Annotated in this window: 23 protein-coding genes and 5 pseudogenes; 16 read left to right on the top strand and 12 right to left on the bottom strand. The window is 35.8% G+C overall.

Annotated elements, in window-relative coordinates; genetic code table 11:
- The coding region (locus SPD89_RS19630) for a MucBP domain-containing protein (RefSeq protein WP_336263637.1) at positions 1-988 on the top strand (988 nt) is incomplete at its 5' end.
- Between the two features lie 279 nt (positions 989-1,267).
- Here the strand turns inward: SPD89_RS19630 and SPD89_RS19625 are convergent.
- The 3 genes and pseudogenes from SPD89_RS19625 to SPD89_RS19615 form a co-directional block, all read right to left on the bottom strand.
- Complete coding sequence (locus SPD89_RS19625; protein WP_336263636.1) at positions 1,268-1,741, bottom strand: serine hydrolase domain-containing protein; 474 nt, start codon at positions 1,739-1,741, stop codon at positions 1,268-1,270.
- Positions 1,742-1,810: 69 nt separating this feature from the next.
- Positions 1,811-2,377: a MarR family winged helix-turn-helix transcriptional regulator gene (locus SPD89_RS19620; protein ID WP_336263635.1), complete on the bottom strand. Its 567-nt coding sequence runs from the start codon at positions 2,375-2,377 to the stop codon at positions 1,811-1,813.
- Positions 2,378-2,894: 517 nt separating this feature from the next.
- Positions 2,895-3,164 (bottom strand): annotated as a pseudogene (locus SPD89_RS19615) (GyrI-like domain-containing protein); the annotation flags it as partial.
- Positions 3,165-3,653: 489 nt separating this feature from the next.
- Between SPD89_RS19615 and SPD89_RS19610 the strand changes: the two are divergent.
- From SPD89_RS19610 to SPD89_RS19600, 4 genes and pseudogenes are all read left to right on the top strand, one after another.
- Entirely contained in the window at positions 3,654-4,370 is a 717-nt protein-coding gene (locus tag SPD89_RS19610) for a dihydropteridine reductase (protein ID WP_336263634.1), read from the top strand.
- Positions 4,371-4,581: 211 nt separating this feature from the next.
- Positions 4,582-5,346 (top strand): annotated as a pseudogene (ant(6), locus tag SPD89_RS19605) (aminoglycoside 6-adenylyltransferase); the annotation flags it as partial.
- A 111-nt stretch (positions 5,347-5,457) separates the two neighbouring features.
- Entirely contained in the window at positions 5,458-5,748 is a 291-nt protein-coding gene (locus SPD89_RS23265; RefSeq protein WP_442961208.1) for a transposase family protein, read from the top strand.
- A 229-nt stretch (positions 5,749-5,977) separates the two neighbouring features.
- Positions 5,978-6,445: pseudogene (locus tag SPD89_RS19600) on the top strand (ATP-binding cassette domain-containing protein); the annotation flags it as partial.
- A gap of 218 nt (positions 6,446-6,663) precedes the next feature.
- Here the strand turns inward: SPD89_RS19600 and SPD89_RS19595 are convergent.
- The 6 genes from SPD89_RS19595 to SPD89_RS19570 all read right to left on the bottom strand — a co-directional run bounded on the left by SPD89_RS19595 (position 6,664) and on the right by SPD89_RS19570 (position 13,084).
- The gene (locus SPD89_RS19595; protein ID WP_336263632.1) at positions 6,664-7,932 is read right to left on the bottom strand and encodes a TRAP transporter large permease; all 1,269 of its coding nucleotides are present in this window, start codon (positions 7,930-7,932) and stop codon (positions 6,664-6,666) included.
- Positions 7,913-8,410, bottom strand: a complete 498-nt coding sequence (locus tag SPD89_RS19590) for a TRAP transporter small permease (protein WP_336263631.1) — start codon at positions 8,408-8,410, stop codon at positions 7,913-7,915. The genes SPD89_RS19595 and SPD89_RS19590 overlap by 20 nt, the downstream gene beginning before the upstream one ends.
- Before the next feature lie 118 nt (positions 8,411-8,528).
- Positions 8,529-9,566 (bottom strand): DctP family TRAP transporter solute-binding subunit, encoded by a 1,038-nt coding sequence (locus tag SPD89_RS19585; RefSeq protein ID WP_336263630.1) that lies wholly within the window; start codon positions 9,564-9,566, stop codon positions 8,529-8,531.
- On the bottom strand, positions 9,563-10,615 hold the full coding sequence (locus SPD89_RS19580; RefSeq protein WP_336263629.1) for a DctP family TRAP transporter solute-binding subunit: 1,053 nt from the start codon (positions 10,613-10,615) through the stop codon (positions 9,563-9,565). The genes SPD89_RS19585 and SPD89_RS19580 overlap by 4 nt, the downstream gene beginning before the upstream one ends.
- Positions 10,616-10,845: 230 nt before the next feature.
- Positions 10,846-11,517: a response regulator gene (locus SPD89_RS19575; protein WP_336263628.1), complete on the bottom strand. Its 672-nt coding sequence runs from the start codon at positions 11,515-11,517 to the stop codon at positions 10,846-10,848.
- Entirely contained in the window at positions 11,510-13,084 is a 1,575-nt protein-coding gene (locus tag SPD89_RS19570; RefSeq protein WP_336263627.1) for a sensor histidine kinase, read from the bottom strand. The genes SPD89_RS19575 and SPD89_RS19570 overlap by 8 nt, the downstream gene beginning before the upstream one ends.
- A gap of 910 nt (positions 13,085-13,994) precedes the next feature.
- On the opposite strand from SPD89_RS19570, the pseudogene SPD89_RS23260 reads away from it, so the two are divergent.
- The 11 genes and pseudogenes from SPD89_RS23260 to SPD89_RS19515 all read left to right on the top strand — a co-directional run.
- Positions 13,995-14,317, top strand: a pseudogene (locus tag SPD89_RS23260) (transposase zinc-binding domain-containing protein); the annotation flags it as partial.
- A 142-nt stretch (positions 14,318-14,459) separates the two neighbouring features.
- Entirely contained in the window at positions 14,460-15,002 is a 543-nt protein-coding gene (locus tag SPD89_RS19560) for a helix-turn-helix domain-containing protein (RefSeq protein WP_336263625.1), read from the top strand.
- Positions 15,003-15,014: 12 nt separating this feature from the next.
- On the top strand, positions 15,015-15,287 hold the full coding sequence (locus tag SPD89_RS19555) for a PLDc N-terminal domain-containing protein (RefSeq protein ID WP_336263624.1): 273 nt from the start codon (positions 15,015-15,017) through the stop codon (positions 15,285-15,287).
- Positions 15,238-16,143, top strand: a complete 906-nt coding sequence (locus SPD89_RS19550; RefSeq protein ID WP_336263623.1) for an ABC transporter ATP-binding protein — start codon at positions 15,238-15,240, stop codon at positions 16,141-16,143. Before SPD89_RS19555 ends, SPD89_RS19550 begins: the two co-directional genes overlap by 50 nt.
- On the top strand, positions 16,140-16,925 hold the full coding sequence (locus SPD89_RS19545) for an ABC transporter permease (RefSeq protein ID WP_336263622.1): 786 nt from the start codon (positions 16,140-16,142) through the stop codon (positions 16,923-16,925). Before SPD89_RS19550 ends, SPD89_RS19545 begins: the two co-directional genes overlap by 4 nt.
- A 69-nt stretch (positions 16,926-16,994) precedes the next feature.
- The gene (locus tag SPD89_RS19540; RefSeq protein WP_336263621.1) at positions 16,995-17,387 is read left to right on the top strand and encodes a hypothetical protein; all 393 of its coding nucleotides are present in this window, start codon (positions 16,995-16,997) and stop codon (positions 17,385-17,387) included.
- 229 nt (positions 17,388-17,616) lie between these two features.
- Positions 17,617-17,775 (top strand): hypothetical protein, encoded by a 159-nt coding sequence (locus tag SPD89_RS19535; RefSeq protein ID WP_336263620.1) that lies wholly within the window; start codon positions 17,617-17,619, stop codon positions 17,773-17,775.
- Positions 17,776-17,936: 161 nt separating this feature from the next.
- Positions 17,937-18,389 (top strand): DinB family protein, encoded by a 453-nt coding sequence (locus tag SPD89_RS19530; RefSeq protein WP_336263619.1) that lies wholly within the window; start codon positions 17,937-17,939, stop codon positions 18,387-18,389.
- A gap of 161 nt (positions 18,390-18,550) precedes the next feature.
- Positions 18,551-19,043 (top strand): annotated as a pseudogene (locus tag SPD89_RS19525) (methyltransferase); the annotation flags it as partial.
- Between the two features lie 643 nt (positions 19,044-19,686).
- Positions 19,687-19,986 (top strand): hypothetical protein, encoded by a 300-nt coding sequence (locus tag SPD89_RS19520; protein WP_336263618.1) that lies wholly within the window; start codon positions 19,687-19,689, stop codon positions 19,984-19,986.
- 185 nt (positions 19,987-20,171) lie between these two features.
- Positions 20,172-20,540 (top strand): DUF4368 domain-containing protein, encoded by a 369-nt coding sequence (locus SPD89_RS19515; RefSeq protein WP_336263617.1) that lies wholly within the window; start codon positions 20,172-20,174, stop codon positions 20,538-20,540.
- Positions 20,541-20,630: 90 nt separating this feature from the next.
- Here SPD89_RS19515 and SPD89_RS19510 read toward each other — a convergent pair whose 3' ends face one another.
- The 3 genes from SPD89_RS19510 to SPD89_RS19500 form a co-directional block, all read right to left on the bottom strand.
- Positions 20,631-21,233 (bottom strand): hypothetical protein, encoded by a 603-nt coding sequence (locus SPD89_RS19510; protein WP_336263616.1) that lies wholly within the window; start codon positions 21,231-21,233, stop codon positions 20,631-20,633.
- Positions 21,234-21,245: 12 nt separating this feature from the next.
- Positions 21,246-21,413 (bottom strand): hypothetical protein, encoded by a 168-nt coding sequence (locus SPD89_RS19505; protein WP_336263615.1) that lies wholly within the window; start codon positions 21,411-21,413, stop codon positions 21,246-21,248.
- Between the two features lie 155 nt (positions 21,414-21,568).
- The coding region (locus SPD89_RS19500) for a hypothetical protein (RefSeq protein WP_336263614.1) at positions 21,569-21,764 on the bottom strand (196 nt) is incomplete at its 5' end.

The following is a 21,764-nucleotide window of genomic DNA, read 5'->3' as shown; positions in this document are numbered from 1 at the left end:
TGAGTATGTAGATGAGAATGGTAACCCAATTGCAGACTCGGACACTCTAACAGGAGAAGTAGGTTCTCCATATACGACTACTTTAAAACAGATTGGTGGTTATGAATTAATTCAAAAACCGGACAATGCGAACGGGACATTTACAAAAGATAGACAGACTGTAACGTATGTCTATGCACCAGTGAAAGGACCTGATTCGGGAAAAGTCGTTGTCAAGTATGTGGATGAGGACGGCAATCCGTTAGCTGACCCAGACTCACTTACAGGAGAAGTAGATTCTCCATATGAAACAAAACCAAAGGATCTCAACGGATATAAGTTAGTCAAAACACCAGATAATGCGACTGGGAAGTTCACGGAAGAAGAGCAAACCGTAACGTATGTCTATAAACCCGTGAACCCTGAAGGCACTGTTGCCGTTAAATATGTGGATGAGAACGGCAAGCCGTTAGCTGACCTAGACTCACTTACAGGAGAAGTAGGTTCTCCATATGAGACAAGCCCGAAAAAAATTGACGGATATGAGTTAGTCAAAACACCAGATAATGCGACAGGGAAGTTCACGGAAGAAGAGCAAACCGTAACCTATGTTTATAAACCCGTGAACCCTGAAGGCACTGTTGTCGTTGAATATGTGGATGAGGACGGAAATTCGATTGTCGATCCAGACACCTTAACAGGAGAAGTAGGTTCTCCATATGAGACAAGCTCGAAAGAGATTGAAGGGTATGAGCTCATTAAAAAGCCGAAAAATGCAACAGGTGTTTTTGCAGAAGACGGGCAAATAGTTACTTATGTGTATGCACCAATAACAGGGGAAATACCAGGACCTGAAGATGGTGTAGATAGTCCAGGAAGTGAGAAGGGTGACGATGGTCAAAAACTTCCTAATACAGCGACTAACATATACAATCTTATAGCTATTGGTTTGATTTTAGTATTGATTGGTTTGCTGTTTAGTTATCGACAAATTCGGCGAAATAATTAAACATAATAAGTTTGATCTAAGTGGCCTGTCTCTATTCCATAGGGAGGGCCGCTTAGTTATTTCTAGAACTTTAAGAGAATAGAGGTAGTGAATGCGAAGATGTTGACTGAAGATCATTTATATGATGAGGAGATGGGCTCTATCAACATCATTATTTGTACTGATCTTCCGATGTTCCCACATTAACTGAAACGCTTTGTAAAATGTGTAGGTACTGCTGTAAAGATACACATTATTTCAACAAAATCGATGGTTTCTGCTCAAATTAAGCAAGTTTTTTCACAAAGTTTTAATGAATATAACCCGCATTAAATGTATATTTATACCGGAGTGGCTTAAAGGATTATTCCTGTTTAAATCACCACTTCCGCTAATCAAACCTAAAATAAGGTTGAAATATTCACGTTTATTTAATGGCAGTACTGCTGAATATCCAGAAGAGTGGGTAGCAAGACGAAGCAGTGTAGGGTAATAGCTGTTCTTACTAAGCTCTATTATATATTTTTGTATTGAATCGTTTAACGACATCCTGTTCTCAAAAACATATTTTGATAGCAGGGATACTGTGAAGGTCTTTGTAATAGAGCCAATTTCATAATTATACTTTTTGGGCGTATCAAGTTCACCGTTTTCATTATAGACTTTTATTACAGACTTATTGTCCTCCAAATAACCAACAGTTAATTTAAGTTGTTTCTTTCCCTTACAGGTTGCTTTAATTAATCGTAATGTTTCATCATTGATTTCAAACATAATGATTGCTCTCCATTTCCTCATTTTAAAAGATACGTTAAAAATATTTTTTTATAATTTTCAATTGCCCTATTTTATTTCCCTTTCATTAATTGCATGTATCCTTCGCTTTTCAAATTCCTTCAACACTCGCAACTGTAATTCATTATTTTCCTCATTCGTATTTAAGTTACCTTCTTCCTCGAACCCGTCTTGCTCCTCACCATCAAAACTATAAAGTTTCTTTAAAATATCCCACACTTTCTCTAATTTTTCAGTTGATACCTTTTTAAAAAGTGCTTCTAAAAAGAAGATCCCTTTCTCGGCAACAATTTGCAATGCTGTATTCCCAGTTTCGGTAATCCTTACGTTAACCGCCCGTTTATCTTTATCACTGGGAATCACGCTGACATACCCCTTACGTTCCATGATTGTAATTATTTGTTTTACGCTTTGTTTTGTAGTACCTAATTTTTTAGCAATATTATTCAAAGTAGCTTCATCCTCGGGTATATGAGCAATTGCCACCATTGCCATATATTGTCTTGTTGTTAAAAGTTCAAGGGACTTGTCACCCTTTACCTGAATTTTATTTGCAAGAGAAAATAAGGTAGCGTATGTTTGTTGCATTAAAAAAAGCTCTCTGTAAATATCCATATTCGCCTCCCCATTAGACAATATAATGTCTAAATGTAGAATACCACATGCTGTATGTTTGTAAATGTACTGTCTAATTTATCCTGATGAACAAAAAAAAGACTACCATTCTTGGCAGCCCTTGAGTTCAAAAATTTGTACATACCTTATTAGTTTACAGATTAGTTGTGTAAAGGTCTCTAATCAACAAAATGGTTCGTTTTGTTAAATTGTCATAACTCATCTTGTCAATGCAACAAACAAGCAGCTATTATGGAAATGATGATTCGAGTTGCAAAATACAAAGATTATGATCGTCGACGAAACCGAAAAACTAGTAGAATCCCCTTATAAAAAGACACCCATGGGCGCGAACGTAATACCCCGGCTACCTTAAGCATAAAACCTATAAAAAATAGGTCAACCAGAAAAGACTGGCTAACCTTATAATACGATCGGGCGAGATTGTGAGAGTAACATAAAGAGGAAATGATCAAATTATTTTATAAAAGAATAAGTCCTTTGAAAATTAAAAAAAACCAGTAAATTTACTAACTTGAGCTGGTTTCTCCACTTTAAAATCTTTATTTATATTATCGCAAACATCATAACGACATTTCTCTTTAGGAGTAACCTCTGGATTATCCTGTGGTATGCCTAAAATTGTTGAATTATTAAATGTACCATTCAACTGTGTCCATTTTTTAAAAGTTTCCATAAGTTCTTTGTTTTGCTTTTCACCATACTCTCCAACGTTTCGGAAATAAGCAATCCTTGATTCAGCTAATTCTTCAATGGTTATTTTCATATTTTAATTCTCATTTCTCATTTTTAAAATATGGTAATACGATTTAAAATGTTTCTCAAGTTTTTTTTCAAAGAAATTAAATATACTATGGTTTAATTAATTTATTATTCCACTATTTATTCCGAAGACCCACGATCGAATTGTCTTTCCAGTCTGTATGTTGTTTTTCAAATCCAAGCACTGCATCAGGCGACCAGTCTTGATCCAGGATCTTTTCGCAAGAAATATCAATAATAGCCTCAATTCAATAACGTATTTCGCACTTGTTTATCTAAGAATAAGGCTACTAAATAAGATAACAATAAATAAAATTTTATTCTTGTATAGGTTATAACTGCGAGACAGTGTAGTCATACGTCCATTAATCCGTCGCTGAGAGCATGAGGATATTGACAAAACTTAACTAGATACTATCTAATTGAGAATCATTGTCACTTGTTGTATAGTAGATAGTAGCGATAAATATATAGAGTACGAGGAGAATAGATAATGAAAATATACTGGACTAAAATAAATAAGATTATTGAAGAAGCACCTGAGATTAAAACGTACCTGCTCGACTGTCCGGAAGACTTTACATGGGAAGAAGGTTCCCACACTCACTTCGCACTGGAAGGTTTTAATGCAGGAGATAAACCAAATCGCAGCCTGATTCGCCATATGTCAATCTCCACATTACCGCATGAACATTCAATCGGTATCACAACACGCATAAGAGAGCAGTGCTCTGAGTTTAAAACGATTTTAAGAAATCATGAAGTCGGCAATGAAGTTGCATTATTTAAAACTCATTCGAATGTACCGCTTAAAAGAGAAGGCAAAAATGTTTATCTGCTGTCAGCAGGTGTTGGCCTAGCCACTTTCAGACCGCTTGTACTTGATTATTTTGAACGTGCTGATAACGTCAATCAAATTCATTCCCTGAATATCGATTCATCAAAAAACTTCTTATTCACTAATATTTTTGAATCCGCACCTGACAAGAAGTTCACAGCACGGTTTGTCGATAACCGTAAAGACTACTATGACGAAGTGAAAAACCTTACTGCAGATAAGGAAGGACTTTTCTATATTGTCGGCAGTGACGAATTCCTCATGCAGAACATTGAAATACTGCGTGAGCAGTGCATCAAGCCGGAACAGATTATGCTCGACAAGCGTGAAGATCAACTGCCTGAGTTTTTAACATTTGATTTGTCAGTTTAAGCGAGACAAAAATATTTTCTTGGTAAATACTCAATAAATGTCCCATTAATGGGTGCTTTAAAGAAAGGAGCGCTTTTTTTTATTATTGTACCGTATTATGGAAATAAGAACTTGCTTATTAAGTGAAAAATAATGCCTTACATCGATTGGCAAAGACTAAGATATTAGTATTTAAAATTGTAGAGCATTCTATGAACTACAAGCATTTTTGCTTGAAGGCTCACGAACTAATATAAACATTCCCCGTGACTCATTCCAAGATTATGATATTTCCTATTTTGTAACAGATATGAATTCATTCAAAGAGGATGATCAATGGCTAGATATTTGGGGGAAGCGTTTGATGATGCAAAAACCTGAAGATATGGAGCTTTTTCCGCCAGAATTAGGGAATTGGTTTTCCTATCTTATGTTATTCGAGGATGGCAATCGAATAGACTTAACACTTATTCCGATCAATGAAATGGATGATTACTTTTCTAATAGTGATGGGCTAGTAGAAGTACTTCTTGATAAGGATTCACTTATCAAGCATGATATCATTCCTAGTGATCGCAAGTATTGGATTAAAAGACCAACAGCAAGGGAATTTGATGATTGCTGTAATGAATTTTGGTGGGTTTCAACCTATGTAGTAAAAGGACTTGCGAGAAATGAAATCCTTTTTTCCATTGACCATTTGAACGAGATTGTCAGACCCAATTTGTTAAGAATGATGTCTTGGAAAATAGGATTAAAAAAAGGCTTTAACTTCAGTGTTGGGAAAAATTATAAATTTATTAATCATTATTTACCTAAAGATGATTGGGGAAAGTTACTGTCCACTTATTCAGAAAGTACCTACTCAAACATGTGGCAGGCTTTATTCACATGCCATGGGTTATTTAGAAAATACTCTAAGGCCGTAGCAGAGGATCTTGGATATAAGTATCCAGGTTATGATGAATCCATCACAGCGTATACACAAAATATTTAAAAACAAAAAACGCCATCTGTCGGTAAGTAAATACTGTCCAAATGACGTTGCAAGTAAAAATTGCCTCTTCGCCGTTTGTCATGACTGGAAATACTAGGGATACCCTCTTAAATGAAAGGGCGATATCCCATGGCAAGAATAGAATCGGAAATAGACATGTATCAGGCTGCTTTACAGTTAGAAAAAACATGGTACGTTGAGCGTCGGGAGTTTAATCCTGAAACCGGTCGGATTGACCTGTACCTAAATTTTGACCGAAAAGGATTGTTTACCTGTGTGACGTGTGGGACCGATGGACTCCCTTTTCATGATTTGGTCATGAAAAGGCATACTTGGCGACACCTAGATTTTTGGGAGCATTACTCTTATTTGCACATGCCCCTTCCCCGCGTCCGATGCTAACACTGTAACCAATATAAAACAGCCCGCGTGCCGTGGGGGAGACCCAAGAGTAGCTTCACACAGAAATTCGAGTATCATGTCCTTGACCTGAAGACGGGGAATGCCTACCGCATCAAACAGGTTTTTCAAGAATTTTGGACAAAACCCGCCATCTTGGCTGATCTGTGCTTGAAAGCAAGATGACGAAAAAAGAATCGCTATCAGCTGGAACCACAACCGCTCGCTTTGGAATCATGCGAGTGAATTTTTATTCAGTTTTAATTCAAAAGGGGCTTGTTCTGAATGTGGTGGAAACGGATTTGTCTATACAGATTAAGCTTTTTTGGAAGGAGTACAAACGATTTGTGAAACATGCCATGGTCATCGTTTTAAGGATCATGTTCTTCAATATACGTTAGGTGGAAAAAACATCAAAGAAATTTTAGATATGACAGTGAAAGATGCACTGCATTTTTTTCGGAGAAACGAAGTCGTTTCCACTTTAAAAACATTATCAGAGGTAGGGCTGGACTACATGATATTAGGTCAATCATTAAACACACTGTCAGGTGGTGAATGTCAAAGGATAAAACTAGCTAGCGAGTTAAAACGCTCTGGAAACATTTACGTACTTGATGAGCCAACAACTGGTCTTCATATGTCAGATATCGGAAATTTATTATCTATTTTAAATCGTTTAGTCGATAATGGAAGTACTGAAACAAACTAAAAAAGGTTGCAGAGACCAAATAAAAAATGGAAATATTGATATACGGGGATTTTTAAGCCTTTCAGCCGAAACTTGGGTTAACATGATTGTAAAAAACGTTTTAAAATGAAATTAAAAAGTCTGTTAGAGAGGATTTAACCTACCTCTCTCCAACAGATTTTTTGAGAAATTAATTATCCAGTAAACCTTCTCTTTAAAATTCCTTACTACATTCTATCTGACAACCATAGGGATAGTTGAGGGAAAAGCATTACGACAATGAGAACTATAATCATAATAAAAATAAATGGGATAACACCTCTAACAACTGAACCGAGCTTTTCTTTTGCTATACCACTTACGACAAATAAATTTAGTCCTACCGGAGGTGTGATCATACCGAGTTCCATGTTAATGGTCATGATAATTGCAAAATGAATTAGATTAATATCGAAAAATATTAAAATAGGAAGTAAAATCGGCAACGTAATTAAAATAATTGAAACGGCTTCTAAAAACATTCCCATGACAAAGAACATTATGTTTATAATAATGAGAAAAGTCCACTTATTCATATCACTTTCTGCAATCCAAGCACCAATTTGTTGTGGTATCTGAGCATTTGTTAAATAAAGACCAAACAAACTTGCGGCACCAATAATTAAAAAAATCATTGCACTAATATTGATTGATTCGATAATAATTGGACGGATATCGCGCCAATGAAGTTCTCTATAAATAAAAACAGATACGATAATTCCATAAAAAACCGCAATAACAGCCGATTCTGTCGGTGTCACAATACCACTATAAATGGTCCCTAAAATAAGAATTGGTAAAAAACCACCCCAAATTGCTTTCAAAGAGCTTTTCCTTCTTTCATGCCAAGTCGCCTTTTCTCCGCGACCGTAACCATTTTTTCTAGCATGAAAAATGGCCGAAACAACAAGAACACCGGTTAGAAGAACTCCTGGAATAATACCAGCCATAAAAAGCTTACCAATTGATTCTTCAGCGGTAATTCCATAAATGATTAAGGGAATACTCGGTGGAATAAGGATACCGAGAGTTCCTGCCGCCGCGATTAACCCCATCGTATATTTTTTATCGTAGCCTGCATTTACCATCGCCGGAATCATAATGGAGCCAATAGCTGCAGCTGTGGCCGGACTAGAACCTGAAATAGCTGCAAAAATACTACAAGCTAAAATCGTCACCACAGCTAAGCCGCCTGAAATATGACCGACCCAAGTTCGTAATGCTTCAATTAAATATTTTGAAATCCCACCACGTGCAAGTAACACACCAGCTAAGACAAATCCGGGAATTGCCATCATTGGAAATGAATCTAACGCCGTAAAAAATCTTTGAGGTATCATGTCCATATTAAAGTCAGTTAACATGAGGATCATGATTGTAGATAAAGAAAGACTAATCGCTATCGGGACACGTAAAAACATGAGTAAAAAGAAAAGACTAAGTAATAGGATTATCATAGTTCGCATCCTTTCCACGTATCAACTTGATTAGTCGTTCAATAAATCGAAACAAAAATAATAATCCAGAAATGGGCAAAATCAAATATACAATCCACATCGGGATTCCGACATCAAGGGAAAGCATTTTTGAGTAGTATCGATTCGATACTAGCGTAACTCCGTAATAGGTGTATATTCCACAAAATAAGATACTAATTATCGTTGAAAAATAGTCTAAAATACGTCTTCCTGTAGCAGAAAGTTTATCATATAAAATATCGACTTGAATATGATGATTATATCTTAATGCTATTGAAAAACCGAGAAATACTCCCCATATGATGATGTATCGTGATAACTCTTCTACCCAAGCCTTAGGATCATTAAAAATATAACGCATCATGACCCCGTAAAATATTAAAGTTATTCCTGTGAAAAAAAATGTGCCTGCTGAGACATCTTCCAGGAAAGACCAAAGCTTTTTAAGTTTTTTCAATTTATTACACCTCTCTATCAACATGTTTAACTAAGAACTTTTTATAAAGATATAGGTGTCAACCCATCTAGAGTGACACCCGTTAAATGATTATTAGCCTTTGTCGATACCTGTAAATTTATTTTAAAGCTCTAATTCCTTCAATTAATTCCTCCGTTATTACTTCAGTAAATTCCTCATATACTGGCTGTAAAGCCTTTTGAATTGCTTCTCGCTCTGCCTCTGTTAATTCTAAAACTTCCACTTGACCAGACTCTTTGATGTTTTCTAAGCTACTTGCATTATCATCTGCAGCAAGTTGCCACTCAAGTTCAGTTGCTTCTTCTAAAGCTTCTTCCACTTGTTGACGAATATCCTCAGGCATTCCTTCCCAAAAAGATTTATTAACAAAAATCGCATAATCTAGACGTCCGTGCTCACTAATTGTTAAATACTCTTGCACCTCTTGATACTTTTGTGTATCAATATTATTGAATGTATTCTCTGTACCATCGACTGTTCCTTGTTGCAATGCTGCATATGTTTCGCCAAAGGCAATCGTAGCACTTCCAGCACCAAGCGCTTCAAACTGAGCTTCCAATACTTTACCTGCTTGTGCTCTGAATTTTAATCCTTCAAAATCACTCGGATCTTTTAGAGGATGTTTATTATTCATGAAGTGTTTAAAACCATTCTCCCAAAAAGCTAGTCCCATAATATCGTTTGATGCGAGTTGTTCACTATTTAGGATTGTTTGTGCGATATCACTTTCAAAAAAACTTCGAGTATGTTCCTGATCTTCAAATAAATATGGCATATCAACATATTGCCAACGTGGATCTAACTTCACCATTTTGGTTACCGATGGTGCAATCATGTGGACATTACCTGAGATTAATGCATCTAACTCATCATTATCGCCATATAATTGTGATGATGGATAAACCTCAACTTTGGCTTTTCCATTTGTTTTTTCCTCAACCAATTCAGCAAAACGTTCCGCAGCTTGTCCTTTTACACTGTCAATTGCAGTAACATGTGAAAACTTAATGATAATAGGTGTATCACTATCACCAGATCCTTCACTTGTCGTCTCATTCGAACCATTATTGCCTGAACATGCTGCAATAAATATTGCAATGAAACTAATAATACTTACTGACAAAAACCTTCTCATTCATCTATTCCTCCTTCTACTTTTGGAAGTGCATCTATATACTTGCTCCCAAACCGATTGACATAGTAGTCGTATACGGGTTGAAAAGCATCTTCCCAAACTTGTTTTTCTTCATCTGTTAAATAGTAAATATCAATACAATCACATGCTTCTAGAAAGCTTAATTTTTCTTGATTGATTTTTCTTGCTAAATTCCATTGCCACTCATTCACTTCCGCAAGTGCCTCTTCAATAATGTGTTGTACTTCTTCTGGTAATTCTCTCCAAAAATCCCTGTCTACTAATATTACGTATCCAAGATAACCGTGATTACTTATTGTCAAATTTTTCTGAATAGAGTGGATATTCTTGCTCGTGATGTTTGAAAGGGTGTTTTCCTGTGCATCAACGGAACGGTTTTCTAAATAGGAATACAAATCATTGAAGTCCATTATTTTGGGATCTGCATTAAACATTTTAAATTGCCTTTCAATGAATCGACTTGGCATAATTCGTACTTTTAGTGTATTGAGATCATTTGGTTCATAAATAGGATAATCACGATTACTTATTTGCTTAAAGCCATTTTCCCAAATGGCTAAAGTATGGAATCCTTTTCTTTCAAGCTTTTCAATTAATTCTTGACCGATTGAGTTAGTTAAATAATGATGAAGTTCAGATTCATCATTAAATGCATAGGGCAAATCTAAAATCGACCATTCAGGGACAATCGTTGAAATTTTAGACGTTGCTGGAGCAATTATTTGAACGTCCCCATTAGAAAGTGCTTTTAATTCTTCACCATCTCCATATAAGTACCCGTTAGGAAAGACTTGTACTTCAACATAACCGTTACTGCGTTTTTTGACTATCTCGGCAAATTGACGAGCCGCTAGACCTTTCGGTGTGTTTTCTCCAACAACATGTGAAAAACGAATAACGATTCTCTCGTCTTCACCTAATTGTTCAAAATCAATTGGATACGTTTTCATTTGGGAACAACTTATACAGAAAAGTAGTACGATGAAAAAGGAAAATATAAAGCGGTAAGATTGATTACCTCGTTGCAATTCCCTCACTCCTAACCTAAAACGAACATATCGTTTTTAGGTAATTTTTATTATACTAACCCTTACTAATAACACAATATTAAAAAAGTATTGAACATTTTGGTCATTATGGTATTTGATTTTTCATTATCTTTGAATCTATGAAATGACGAAAGTGGATAATCTATTAAATTTAGGAGATAGCGTAATAGATCACTCTTTTCTTCCCTAAATACATGTTTCAAGTCAAATCACTTAATGAAAGTATATAAGTTTGTCGGTCTTCCTATTTTTCCGTATTCTAATTTAATTAAAACCTTTTCCTTTTCTGCTAAAAAGTCTAAATACTTCCTTACTGTTACTCGAGACATCCCTACTTTTTGCGCTAAATCTTCCGCAGTTATTGGTACAGATATTTTCATTAGCTGGAGCATAATTTCTTTCATCGTCCACTTATTTAATCCTTTGGGTAAGTGCTCTTCATCTTCTGTGTTACCTAACCATTTATCAATTTCAACTTGTTTTAAATCTTCGCTGTTTGCTATCATTTTTGTAACGCGATAGTAATCTTGAAGCGACTTTTTATAACGTTCAAACCGAAAAGGCTTCACCATATAATCAACAGCTCCTAAACGTCTCGCTTCTTTTATTACACCTACGTCTCTCGCTGCTGTAATCATTATGACATCACATGGAATCCGTTCTGTACGTAATTGTACCAAGACATCAATTCCCGAAATATCTGGTAGATATTTATCTAATAATACAAGATTCGGATGTAACTCTTTAATTTTTTTTACTGCTTCTTTTCCATTAACAGCAGTACCTACAATTACAAAACCTGGAACTGCTTTTAGAAATTCCCTATTAATCTCTAGAACCATCGGGTCATCCTCGACTATTACTACTGTAATGTCAGTCATTTTGTATTTCACCTACTTTAATAGTTATTATTGTTTCCTTATTTTTCTCAGAATGGATCAAAATACGACCATTACATGATTCAACAATTTGTTTTACAAGTGCGAGTCCGATACCTCGACCGTCACCTTCTTTTGTGCTATATCCATATTCAAATATACGTTTTCCATTATCTGTCAATCCGGTGCCACTATCTTTAACTTTAATAAATAAATAGTTAATATCTGCTTTTATGCTAAGCGTTACAAATTTTCTTTCCTGAGAAACACAAGCTTCAAAGGCATTTTCGATTAAATTACCCAATAGTGTCACCATATCACCACTCGATAAATTCGTCATAATATCTAATAGATAAGAGTTTCTATCAATTGTAAAGTCAATATTTAATTCTTGTGCTCTGGATCTTTTACCTAAAAGTAACCCTAGGACTGAATAATTTGAAATATGATCTTTTAAAAATTGGATAATATCTTGCTCATCAGCAATCTCATCAACAATAATATTTAATGCATCTTCTGTTCGATCTAACTGAATTAAACCCGCAATACTATGGAGCTGATTCATATATTCATGATTTTGAGCACGTAATGCATCAACCAGTGTTTTAATTCCTGTTAATTCTTCCGCTAACAGATGGGCTTCCTGACGATTAGTCATTGTAATAAGTGATCCAACAGATCGTTTTTTCACATTAATTGGATATACTTTAATTAAATACATAACATCTCTACAGAGAAGAGAAGTATTGATTAACCGATTAAAACCATAGGATTGTTCTGCGAGCCATGTATTAGGAAATAAGTGACTTAAATGAACAGAATCATCTTCACATGCTGTATACTCCTTGGCGAGACGATTCATAAAAATAATTTGCCCCTTCTCATCTGTCGCTAAGATCCCCATGTCCATTGCTTGCATCATACTTGAGCGTTCTTGGACAAGACGTGCAATTTCATATGGTTCAAGATTAAGGGTTTGTTTTTTTAGGTGATTGGCAATAAAAAGAGATCCAACCATACCTATTAGTACCCCCCATACTAATGCAAAAAGAATATCATTTATATATTCTATAATAAGGCTTTGAATAGAGGGTAATATAATACCGACAACTGTTACACCAACTTGATGTGTGCCTTCACTATCCATAATTGGTACAAAGGCACGAATGGAATAACCTAAAACCCCTTTTGCTTTTGAAATATACTCATGTTCTGAAAATGAGGCTTGCTCATCTCCACCTTCAAATGCCGTTCCGATTTTATCTTCGGAAGGATGAGAATATCGTATTCGTTCCATATCAAATACAACAACGTACTCAACGTCGGTCGCAAGACGAATTTCCTCAGCTATAGGTTGAATAACTAAATGCCCATTTTTTTGTCCTACTTGACTCTTTATTTCAGGAAGCTGAGCAACTGTACGGGCTATTGCAATGGCTTTAGCTCCTAATTGTTCTTCTAATGAAACAAATAAACTGTAAATCATAATCGAGCTACTCGTTATGATTGAGAATAAAACAAGAATAAATGAAAATACGAACATTTTTATACGTAAAGAAATTTTACTCATTTTTTACTCCATTTCTTATCATCATCTCTTGCTTTTTTCTTAACAGTGCTTTTTAATTGTCAATTCCAACAATGTTAAGTCCAGCTATGTGATCTTTCACATGATAGAGAAGATACACTGCCTACGTTTGCAGATAATACCTGCATAGAAAAAACAATAAACGGACATTGCTTTAATAGGTGTTAAGTTAAAAAAAGTTTGTAAATTGTATTTCAACCATGTCAACGGCTATTTCACCATCCTTTCGATTTTAAGCTTTTTGGGAAATCATTTTCAGCTTTCAAATAAACGATACTCGTGTTAGCCTTTTTACGTTTGGATCTGGTGTAAATTTTTTTCGTGAAGGAAGTGAACAGTTACTTCTACGTTCCAAGAGAATGTCATCTTCACCAAACTGTTTATAAGTTTGACGCCACTTCTTAAAAGATGATTTGTTTTTTGAGTACTAGCTCCTTTAAGTCAAAATGATTTTCACTAAATATTTGTTCAGGAATTTTACCTTTCAAACTTTTACCGCATGAATGTTGTATGAATAGTGTAATGATTTTGAATATTGAAGACGTTAAGATTTCTAGTTTTGAGATTAAAAATAATTTTGTCCATGAGTCAACATCCCTTTACCAAAATATTTAATTTATTATTTCCATATTCATTCTCTCCCTTCACTTTCATTCAAAATGGATTGAAAAAGTTCCATAATTAGTGTTCGGTTGTAGTCATAGTTAAGCGCAGTATCAATTGTGTGCTGAAACACTTCGTAAAACGGCGGCTTCTTTCGTCGCATTTTAAAAAGATAATAACCAACATGGCTCCGCATTCGCGGAAGCCACCATCTATTATGAAAGAAGTTTGTTTTCATGTGAAAATTTCGGGTTTACCATCGTTCTGATTACTATGGTATTTTAAGTATATGGAGAAAAACATATTGAAACAAATTTTATTTGATGAAAATCAGCATTGGGAGTCATTTAAAAAGAAACATAGAGAAAGAATCCGTCCAGTAGCCGTCAAGGAGGTAGAGAGATTTCGTGACTGCGAGAGTCCGAAAATGGATTTAAACTCTTTGATTGTAAAGGCTGTCATGATGTTTGAAGAGTTCCTTATCAGGTAAAGGTCGCTTTTATACTACCTGTTCCCTTGGAGAGAGTGAAGAGTGGATTCGTCTACTAACGGAAGATTTTACAAGTGAACCACCGTCATGTGATATTTGCGATTCATGACGGAGTACATAACAATGCAATATCAAATTTATAATCAGAAACCAGTGATTTGAATACTGGGATATTTTGATCAAACCTTATTCTAAATAAACATTGACTATATGGTTTTGATACTGTATTATCATTTTATATAATGATAACTGGAGAGGAATTCAATGAAAGGAAAAGCCGATTTACTTCTTCATCCTGTGCGGATGCGAATTGTACAGCAATTGTTGTTAAACAAGCCACTGACGATAGCTCAACTTGGAGAGATCCTTGAAGATGTTCCTCAAGCTACGTTATATCGTCATGTAAATCTTTTACTCGAAGCAAACCTTATTGAAGTCATTGAAACGCAAAAGGTGAAAGGAACAGAGGAACGCAAATTCTCAGTCAAAATAGATAACTTGCAAATTCCTGAAAGCGAAATTGAAACGATCTCACAGGAAGACCATATCCGTCATTTTTCCGTATTTCACGGTAATTTACTTCAATTAGCGACATCTTATTTGGCTAATACGTCCCCTGAACAGTACGAGCAAGAAGGATTTAGCTATGCGTATGTACCTTTGCATCTGTCAGATGAAGAATTTCAGGAGCTTACTCAGTCCATTCAACAGGCGATTGAGAAGGTGTTCAACAACCAGTTAACACCTGAACGAACCACTCGAATTTTTGGGAGTATGTTTATTCCACAAAAATCACTAAAAGAGTAAGGGGGACAACACATGCATTATGGTTATCACATTGGAATGGATGAAATGGGAGCTTGGTTACCGTTACTTTTGCCTATCTTAATTTTACATCTGCTCTTATTTTCTGTGGCATTATGGGATTTATTAAAAAAAGATCAAAGTGCTGATTATAAATGGTTTTGGAGTGCGATTATTATATTGATTAACATAATCGGCCCCATTTTGTATTTTGTCTTAGGAAGGAGGCAACGCTCAGATGCACCTACTTCAAGTAAGTCAACTTCAAAAAAGGTACGGAGATCATGAAGTCGTTCAAAATATTGATTTTCATATTAATCAAGTAGAATGTGTGGCTCTTCTTGGTCCCAATGGAGCAGGTAAAACAACGATTATTAAAATGATTTTAGGTATAAACAAACTTACAGGTGGGCAAATCTTGCTTAACGGAAAACGCCATGACCAAATGCGTAAATTTATTGGGTATTTACCGCAACACCCGACTTTTTATCCATGGATGACGGGAAAGGAATTGCTTACATTTATGGGTGGCCTTTCAAATATAGAGAGGAAGATTTTGGAACAAAGAATCAACGAATTGCTGGAGTTGGTAGGACTGGGGCAGGTGGAAAATCAACTAATTGGCACCTATTCGGGAGGGATGAAACAGAGGTTAGGAATTGCACAAGCACTTATCCACCAACCCAAATTACTGATTATGGATGAACCGGTTTCTGCATTGGATCCCTTGGGACGCAGGGATATATTGGAATTGCTTAAAGTGATTAAACAGAAATCGACCATTCTTTTTTCTACGCATATTTTGCATGATGCTGAAGAACTTTGCGATAAGATGCTGATCATAAACAAAGGGCAATTACTCGTGAATGGGTCTGTCAATCAAATTATTGAACAGACTCAAAAACCTATTTTTATCATTCAGGCGCCTCAATTAATCGACTGGACACACCAGCTTATGAATGAGGACATTGTTGAATCCATTGAGCTGACAGGAAATGCTGCCAAAGTGCGAGTTAAAAATATCGAGCAGGGAAGAGACTGGCTGTTAAGCAATATTATTAACTTACATCTTCCGATTCAAAAGTTTGAACTGGTACAGGAAAGCTTGGAAGAAATCTTTTTAAGGATGGTGAAGTCATTTTGAATCGCTTCACAGTTCTGTTGCAGAAAGAGTGGCTAGATGCAAAAAGAAGTTACAAACTATTATGGCTGCCCGTTATTTTTATGTTTTTGGGAATTCTTCAACCTTTATCATCTTTTTATTTACCAGAAATTTTAAAAATGGCTGGTGGACTGCCTGATGGAATGAAGTTCACATTACCTGAGTTGACGGCTAGTGAAGTATTAGCTAGTGCCTTAACCGATCAATTTGACCAATTAGGCTTAATCGTGATTGTGATGGCGACGATGGGCATCATTGCATCAGATAAAAATAATGGTATGTTAGCATTTATTCTGACACGCAATACGACTCTTGTTGAATATTTGCTAAGTAAGTTATTGGGGAATGCAGTCTTGATTGCAGGTTCCATATTCCTCGGGTTTCTGTCAGCAGCATTTTATACTTTTTATTTATATCAAGCTGTTTCCGTGGCTAGGATTGCGGCAGGGCTGGGGGTTTATTATATCTGGTGCTTGTTTATGTTGACCTTTGTAATCACTATAGGAGCTTTATTGACTAGAACACCGGCTATTGCATTGCTGTCTATTTTTGTTCTCATCTTCTTGAAAACTATTACATTATTAGAGGGTGGCTTTCAAATCCTAAATCCGGCATATTTATCCAATCAAGCTGTTAGTATTATAACCTCAGGCAATGTGTTACCTCACTTTTTCATCACAATGACGGTATCCGTATTACTTATTATTTTTTGCTTATTATTTGCAACATCGTATTTATCCAAAAAGGAATTGCCTTCCATGTGATTTCTTTAATCGGGTTACTGGTTAAATAATCCATGGAAGATTGGCTGTATAAATTGGAGGGGATACAAGATGAGTTTTCAAGTTGTGGCAGGTGATCGTGAGTTACTACTGAATATTTCGGGATGGACAGCGGCTTTAACTTTGAGGAGGGAGATCAAAATACCTTACACCTCAATTGAAGAAATTCGGGTGGGAAAATTTCATTTTCCATGGACAACAGCTATAAAGAGAACAGGTATCACGACATTTAAATATAAGGCTGGAATATTCATGATTAAAGATGAGAAATACTTTTTAGCCTATCATAACGAAAATGAAGTCGTCATGCTTAAAATGAAGGGATGTGAATTTGATCACATTGTATTTGAAAGTAGAAATTACAAACAATTGATTCATGAAATTATGAGGAATTGTCCTTCAATCAACCTTAACGAAAATGAGGAAGAGGAAGATAAAATATGATTGAGAAACTCACTCTCTTTCTAATTTTTGGTGCATCACTAGGATCTGGGTAATAGCGGGATTGTTTTTTGTATTTGCGATATTTGTCATAAATGCTCTTTTGGAGGCAGCAATTGGGTTGCTCCAGGCAGGTAAGTCCGTTGTTCCGGAAAGCATATTAGATATTGGAGAGGCCTTTGCAGCGTTTTTTTGATGGACTTTGTTATTTCTCGTAATGGGAGGCCTTATTATGAATCATTACGAATATCAGTCTATGATAGATGAACAAAAGCGCATAGTAAAAAAAGTAAATCATGAAGCGTGGAAATACGCTTCCGGTTATACATATCGGAAGCCTGCTTTCATAAAATTCATTTTTTCTATTTTGGGAGGTGATATATGTAGATAATGCATACAAAGAAATCAGTGTTTCTGTGGCTTTGAAACAAAGTTTAATACAATATCGTTGATAAAAGTATTATGAGACAATTAAGTTGTTCTGTAACGAATAATGTTAAAATGAGTTTTTTTTTAAGTGTAGATGGAAGACCTAGTAAAGGAGGAATTATTATGGGGCAGGCAAATCAAATGATGAATGAATGGTTACAACACCGTAATGTGTTGGAGGAATTGCTAGAATCCATCGATGACGAACATATTGATTTCAGACCATGGGAAGATGCTATGGCACTTGGTGAATTGGCGTTACACATTGCTGGGTGGAATGATGTGTTCGTTTCAATGGTCACAACAGAAGATATTGTTCCACCGGACATTCCTGAATGTAAGACGATGGGAGATGTACGCAAAGCTGTAAAGGACTTCACGGAAAAAACAAAGGCTACATATGAATCATTGACTGATGCAGATTTGGAAGCAGAAAATAATTCATCACACCCGAAACTTCAAGGGACAAAGAAAAAATATCTTACTGCAATGTATGATCACGAAATTCACCATAAGGGTCAACTTTTTGTTTACGCACGTATGATAGGAGCAAAGGAAGTACCGTTTTTTCGCTAATTATTGTTCTTTGAAGAGAAAAAGCCCCTTCCTAGGTACAGGAACATTTGCTTGTCGGAGGGCAACAGGATGTTGGCCGGGACGGCGCGAAAGTAGCCTTACTTCTTACATCAAGCCGCTTGCGCTTTTGTTCTCAGCCAAGCCATCGGCCTAGCTGAGTCGGATCTATTGTGATTGACCTTTGCTGTGGATCGGGTGCATTAGGAGCTACACTTGCTGCTACTCTGGATCGAGTCGAATTATATGCTTCTGGTATCGAGCCTGCCGCAGTGCGGTGCTCGCGTCGCAACATCACTTCCATGGGTGGTCTCACGTGTACGAAGGTGACCTTTATGTGCCGTTGCTAGTTACACTGCGAGGTGGTGTAGACATTTTGTTAGCTAATACACCTTACGTACCTACTAAGGAGATTGAGCGACTTCCTCAAGAAGCGCGTATATATGAATCTCGGATGGAGCTTGACGGAGGTACGGATGGTCTTGACATTCAGCGAAGAGTAGAAAAGAAGCACCTCACTGGTTAGCACCAGGAGGACATCTTTTGATAGAGACGAGCGAAATGTAAGCCCTCCAGACTTTTGAAATCCTTAGACGTTCCGGATTGACAGCGAAAGTAGCCAGAGACGAGGAACTAGCTTATTGGAACAAACTTTAATTAAAGGGCGATTAGAAGTGTCTAGATTTTACATTATCGGGCTAGATAACGGAATTAGATCTTCAAACTAAATTGAATATTTAGAGTTTGGGGGACTGTACCTATACTAAGTAGTATTTTAGCTAAACAAGTATTATTTGTAGTGATTGTAGAAATTAATAACAACGCCCCACGACCTGGCCATTTAATGGCGTAAGGATCACAGAAATGATCAAACGTTTTTTATAAAAAATAATCCAATTGAATATATTAAGAGTGTGTTGTGATCAATCTTTATTTCAAAACACGCTCTTTCTTTGTTTGTCTATCAAGGTTTTGAGTATCAATTTGAGCAAACATTATTCTAAAGCATCAAGATTTGTAAGTTTAAAATAAAGTTATACCGTTTATAAAGAAATTGCACCGTTTTCCCCTTGGAGTACCCTTGTCTTATGGTAGGAGTAATATAATATACTGCAAAAGGAGCATTTAATGGATTGGGGAAAGGCTTATAATTATGTATGTTTAACGGGAAAACATGTTTATAAAAAAATGAAGTGAACGGCAAAGGGGAGAGTTGGATGGGCAATATGATACTTCGGAATGTGATTGAGGACGATCTTCCTGTTTTTTTAAACACCAGCAGGACAGTGAAGCAAACGAAATGGCTGCATTTATCAATGATCCAAGCGAGTGGAAAGTATTTGAACAGACGCATCCAGCGATTATAGAAGAATCCGTATTCCTAATCGCACAAAAGATTCGTCGTTCTCGACGTCGACCGAATCGATACGGAGATATGGGGTTGTTCACTGGTTTATTGTTTTGTGCCGATTGCGGTGGAAAGATGTATCTTTGTAGAGCAAGTGGTTTAAAAAGGAACAAGAGTATTCTACTTGTTCCACCTATCGAAAAGATCGTTCCTTTTGCAATCAAACGCATAGTATTCGAACGGTGGTGTTAAGGAACTTGTCCTTAAAAACTTAAGAGAAGCCTTACATTACGTATCTGCATATGAAGATGAGTTTGTCCAAGAAATCTCTGGCATCCATTTGACTGAAAAAGAAAAAGAAAATATAAAATTAAAAGACCAACAATTCAAGATGAAACAACGTATCGATGAGTTAGATGTAATTTTTAAACGTTTATATGAGGATAACCTTTTCAGGAAAACTAAATGATCACCGATTTCTTCAACTATCTAGTGAGTATGAAAAAGAACAGGAAGCATTAAAAGTAACATTGACTAGTTTACAAAAGGAATTAGATAAACAAGAGAAAAAGAAAGTAGACGTCCAACAATTTGTGAAGATTGCAAGAACATATACGACATTGGAAAAGTTGGATACTTCGATAGTAAGAGAATGTATTGAAAAGATCTTTGTGTCAGCAAAAGATAAAAAAACAAAGACACAAGAAATTACTATCGTCTACAATTTTATTGGAGCATTCGATTTTAAACAAGCCAACCATCGAGCAAAGAGAGAAGATAAAATTAGAAAAGTTGGCATTATCTAATCCGATGCCAACTTTTCCGTACATGCTTTCCTAATTCATAGGAGCATTTAGGAGGCTTTTATAACTAGTCGAATAAACAAATTCGATTACTTATTCTACTTCTTCAAATTCAAAATCTCCTATTTCAACTTGAACGTCACTTATATCAAATGACCGTAATAACTTTTCTTCCCCTTTACTTAATGTTGCTACGATTGGAATGGCACTATTCGACTCGATAACACCTTCGGTTTCTTCCATGATGAAAAATGGATATTGTTCAAATACATATTCATCATCACCATTTCCTATCGTAAGATCAAAGGAAACATCCTTAATCGGACTATCTAACCGGTTAATTCCTAACATGATAAGCATGGCTCCACTTTCCGTATTATAAATATTCACTACACTTACAGTAAAGTCACCGCTTGCCCCTATCGTTGGATCTTGATCAATCACACTTTGTAAACCAGTATAAATATCATTGTTATCAAGAGTAATACCTGCCGCTTCATCAGATTTTAAAAGTTGTAATGTTAAATCTCCACTATCATTAGCTGCTTCTTCAGGTTCATTGTCAATTTCTTCATTTTCATCTACTTCTTCAATCACATTTTCACTTTCTAAATTTTCTTCTATTTCATTATTTGCAGAACTGCAACCTGTAATAACAAGGAAGCTTGCAAAGATTGTTATTAAAATTCTAAACATGTTGTATGCTCCTTATGCATTATAATGATACTCCATATCTTCTATTTGACCCATAATTTGGTTGGGCTGAAAAACCATATCTTTGTCCCCAACATTTTCCGCAGGCGCATCAATATGCAAAATAAAAGCTTGATTGCTATTAATAACCCCTAAAAACCCTAGATCTAATCCGAGATGCATTGGTACAAATCTCGCACTAGGAATATTTCTTAAACTAAAAAAAGCGCATTTCTAATGCTGTAATGTCTTTGTCTGTTGTATTTACAAGGACCGAAGCTACTCTCATTATTTTTTCTTCATGTTTATAAAAACCTTTAGAAATAATAAAGTTTATTTTATCTGGCGGTAACGGACTTCGCTTCTTCTAAATTTGATTGTAAATCACTTTTTATACTTTCAAGTTTAGATTTCTTCGTTCGGACAAACTCTAACTCTTCTTCAAGACTCCTATTTTCTAGCAAACATGAATTCATTTGTGCTTGCTGACTATTATAGTCTCGTTGTAGTTCGGCTTTTCTCAATGGGAATCCT

The sequence above is a fragment of the Pseudogracilibacillus sp. SO30301A genome, from assembly GCF_037072025.1.
In the GTDB taxonomy this organism is placed as follows: Bacteria; Bacillota; Bacilli; order Bacillales; family Amphibacillaceae; genus Pseudogracilibacillus.
This window is presented reverse-complemented; position numbering and strand designations above follow the sequence as displayed.

Bases quoted from the DNA above. Each gene is read 5' to 3' on its own strand.
- SPD89_RS19585 (WP_336263630.1), bottom strand. From the start codon at position 9,566: ATGAGAAGGTTTTTGTCAGTAAGTATTATTAGTTTCATTGCAATATTT.
- SPD89_RS19510 (WP_336263616.1), bottom strand. From the start codon at position 21,233: ATGTTTAGAATTTTAATAACAATCTTTGCAAGCTTCCTTGTTATTACA.
- SPD89_RS19555 (WP_336263624.1), top strand. From the start codon at position 15,015: ATGCATTATGGTTATCACATTGGAATGGATGAAATGGGAGCTTGGTTA.
- SPD89_RS19570 (WP_336263627.1), bottom strand. From the start codon at position 13,084: ATGAGTAAAATTTCTTTACGTATAAAAATGTTCGTATTTTCATTTATT.
- SPD89_RS19610 (WP_336263634.1), top strand. From the start codon at position 3,654: ATGAAAATATACTGGACTAAAATAAATAAGATTATTGAAGAAGCACCT.
- SPD89_RS19550 (WP_336263623.1), top strand. From the start codon at position 15,238: ATGCACCTACTTCAAGTAAGTCAACTTCAAAAAAGGTACGGAGATCAT.
- SPD89_RS23265 (WP_442961208.1), top strand. From the start codon at position 5,458: ATGAAAGGGCGATATCCCATGGCAAGAATAGAATCGGAAATAGACATG.
- SPD89_RS19520 (WP_336263618.1), top strand. From the start codon at position 19,687: ATGGCTGCATTTATCAATGATCCAAGCGAGTGGAAAGTATTTGAACAG.
- SPD89_RS19560 (WP_336263625.1), top strand. From the start codon at position 14,460: ATGAAAGGAAAAGCCGATTTACTTCTTCATCCTGTGCGGATGCGAATT.
- SPD89_RS19620 (WP_336263635.1), bottom strand. From the start codon at position 2,377: ATGGATATTTACAGAGAGCTTTTTTTAATGCAACAAACATACGCTACC.
- SPD89_RS19540 (WP_336263621.1), top strand. From the start codon at position 16,995: ATGAGTTTTCAAGTTGTGGCAGGTGATCGTGAGTTACTACTGAATATT.
- SPD89_RS19595 (WP_336263632.1), bottom strand. From the start codon at position 7,932: ATGATAATCCTATTACTTAGTCTTTTCTTTTTACTCATGTTTTTACGT.
- SPD89_RS19530 (WP_336263619.1), top strand. From the start codon at position 17,937: ATGGGGCAGGCAAATCAAATGATGAATGAATGGTTACAACACCGTAAT.
- SPD89_RS19515 (WP_336263617.1), top strand. From the start codon at position 20,172: ATGAGGATAACCTTTTCAGGAAAACTAAATGATCACCGATTTCTTCAA.
- SPD89_RS19625 (WP_336263636.1), bottom strand. From the start codon at position 1,741: ATGTTTGAAATCAATGATGAAACATTACGATTAATTAAAGCAACCTGT.
- SPD89_RS19535 (WP_336263620.1), top strand. From the start codon at position 17,617: ATGAATCATTACGAATATCAGTCTATGATAGATGAACAAAAGCGCATA.
- SPD89_RS19505 (WP_336263615.1), bottom strand. From the start codon at position 21,413: ATGCATCTCGGATTAGATCTAGGGTTTTTAGGGGTTATTAATAGCAAT.
- SPD89_RS19575 (WP_336263628.1), bottom strand. From the start codon at position 11,517: ATGACTGACATTACAGTAGTAATAGTCGAGGATGACCCGATGGTTCTA.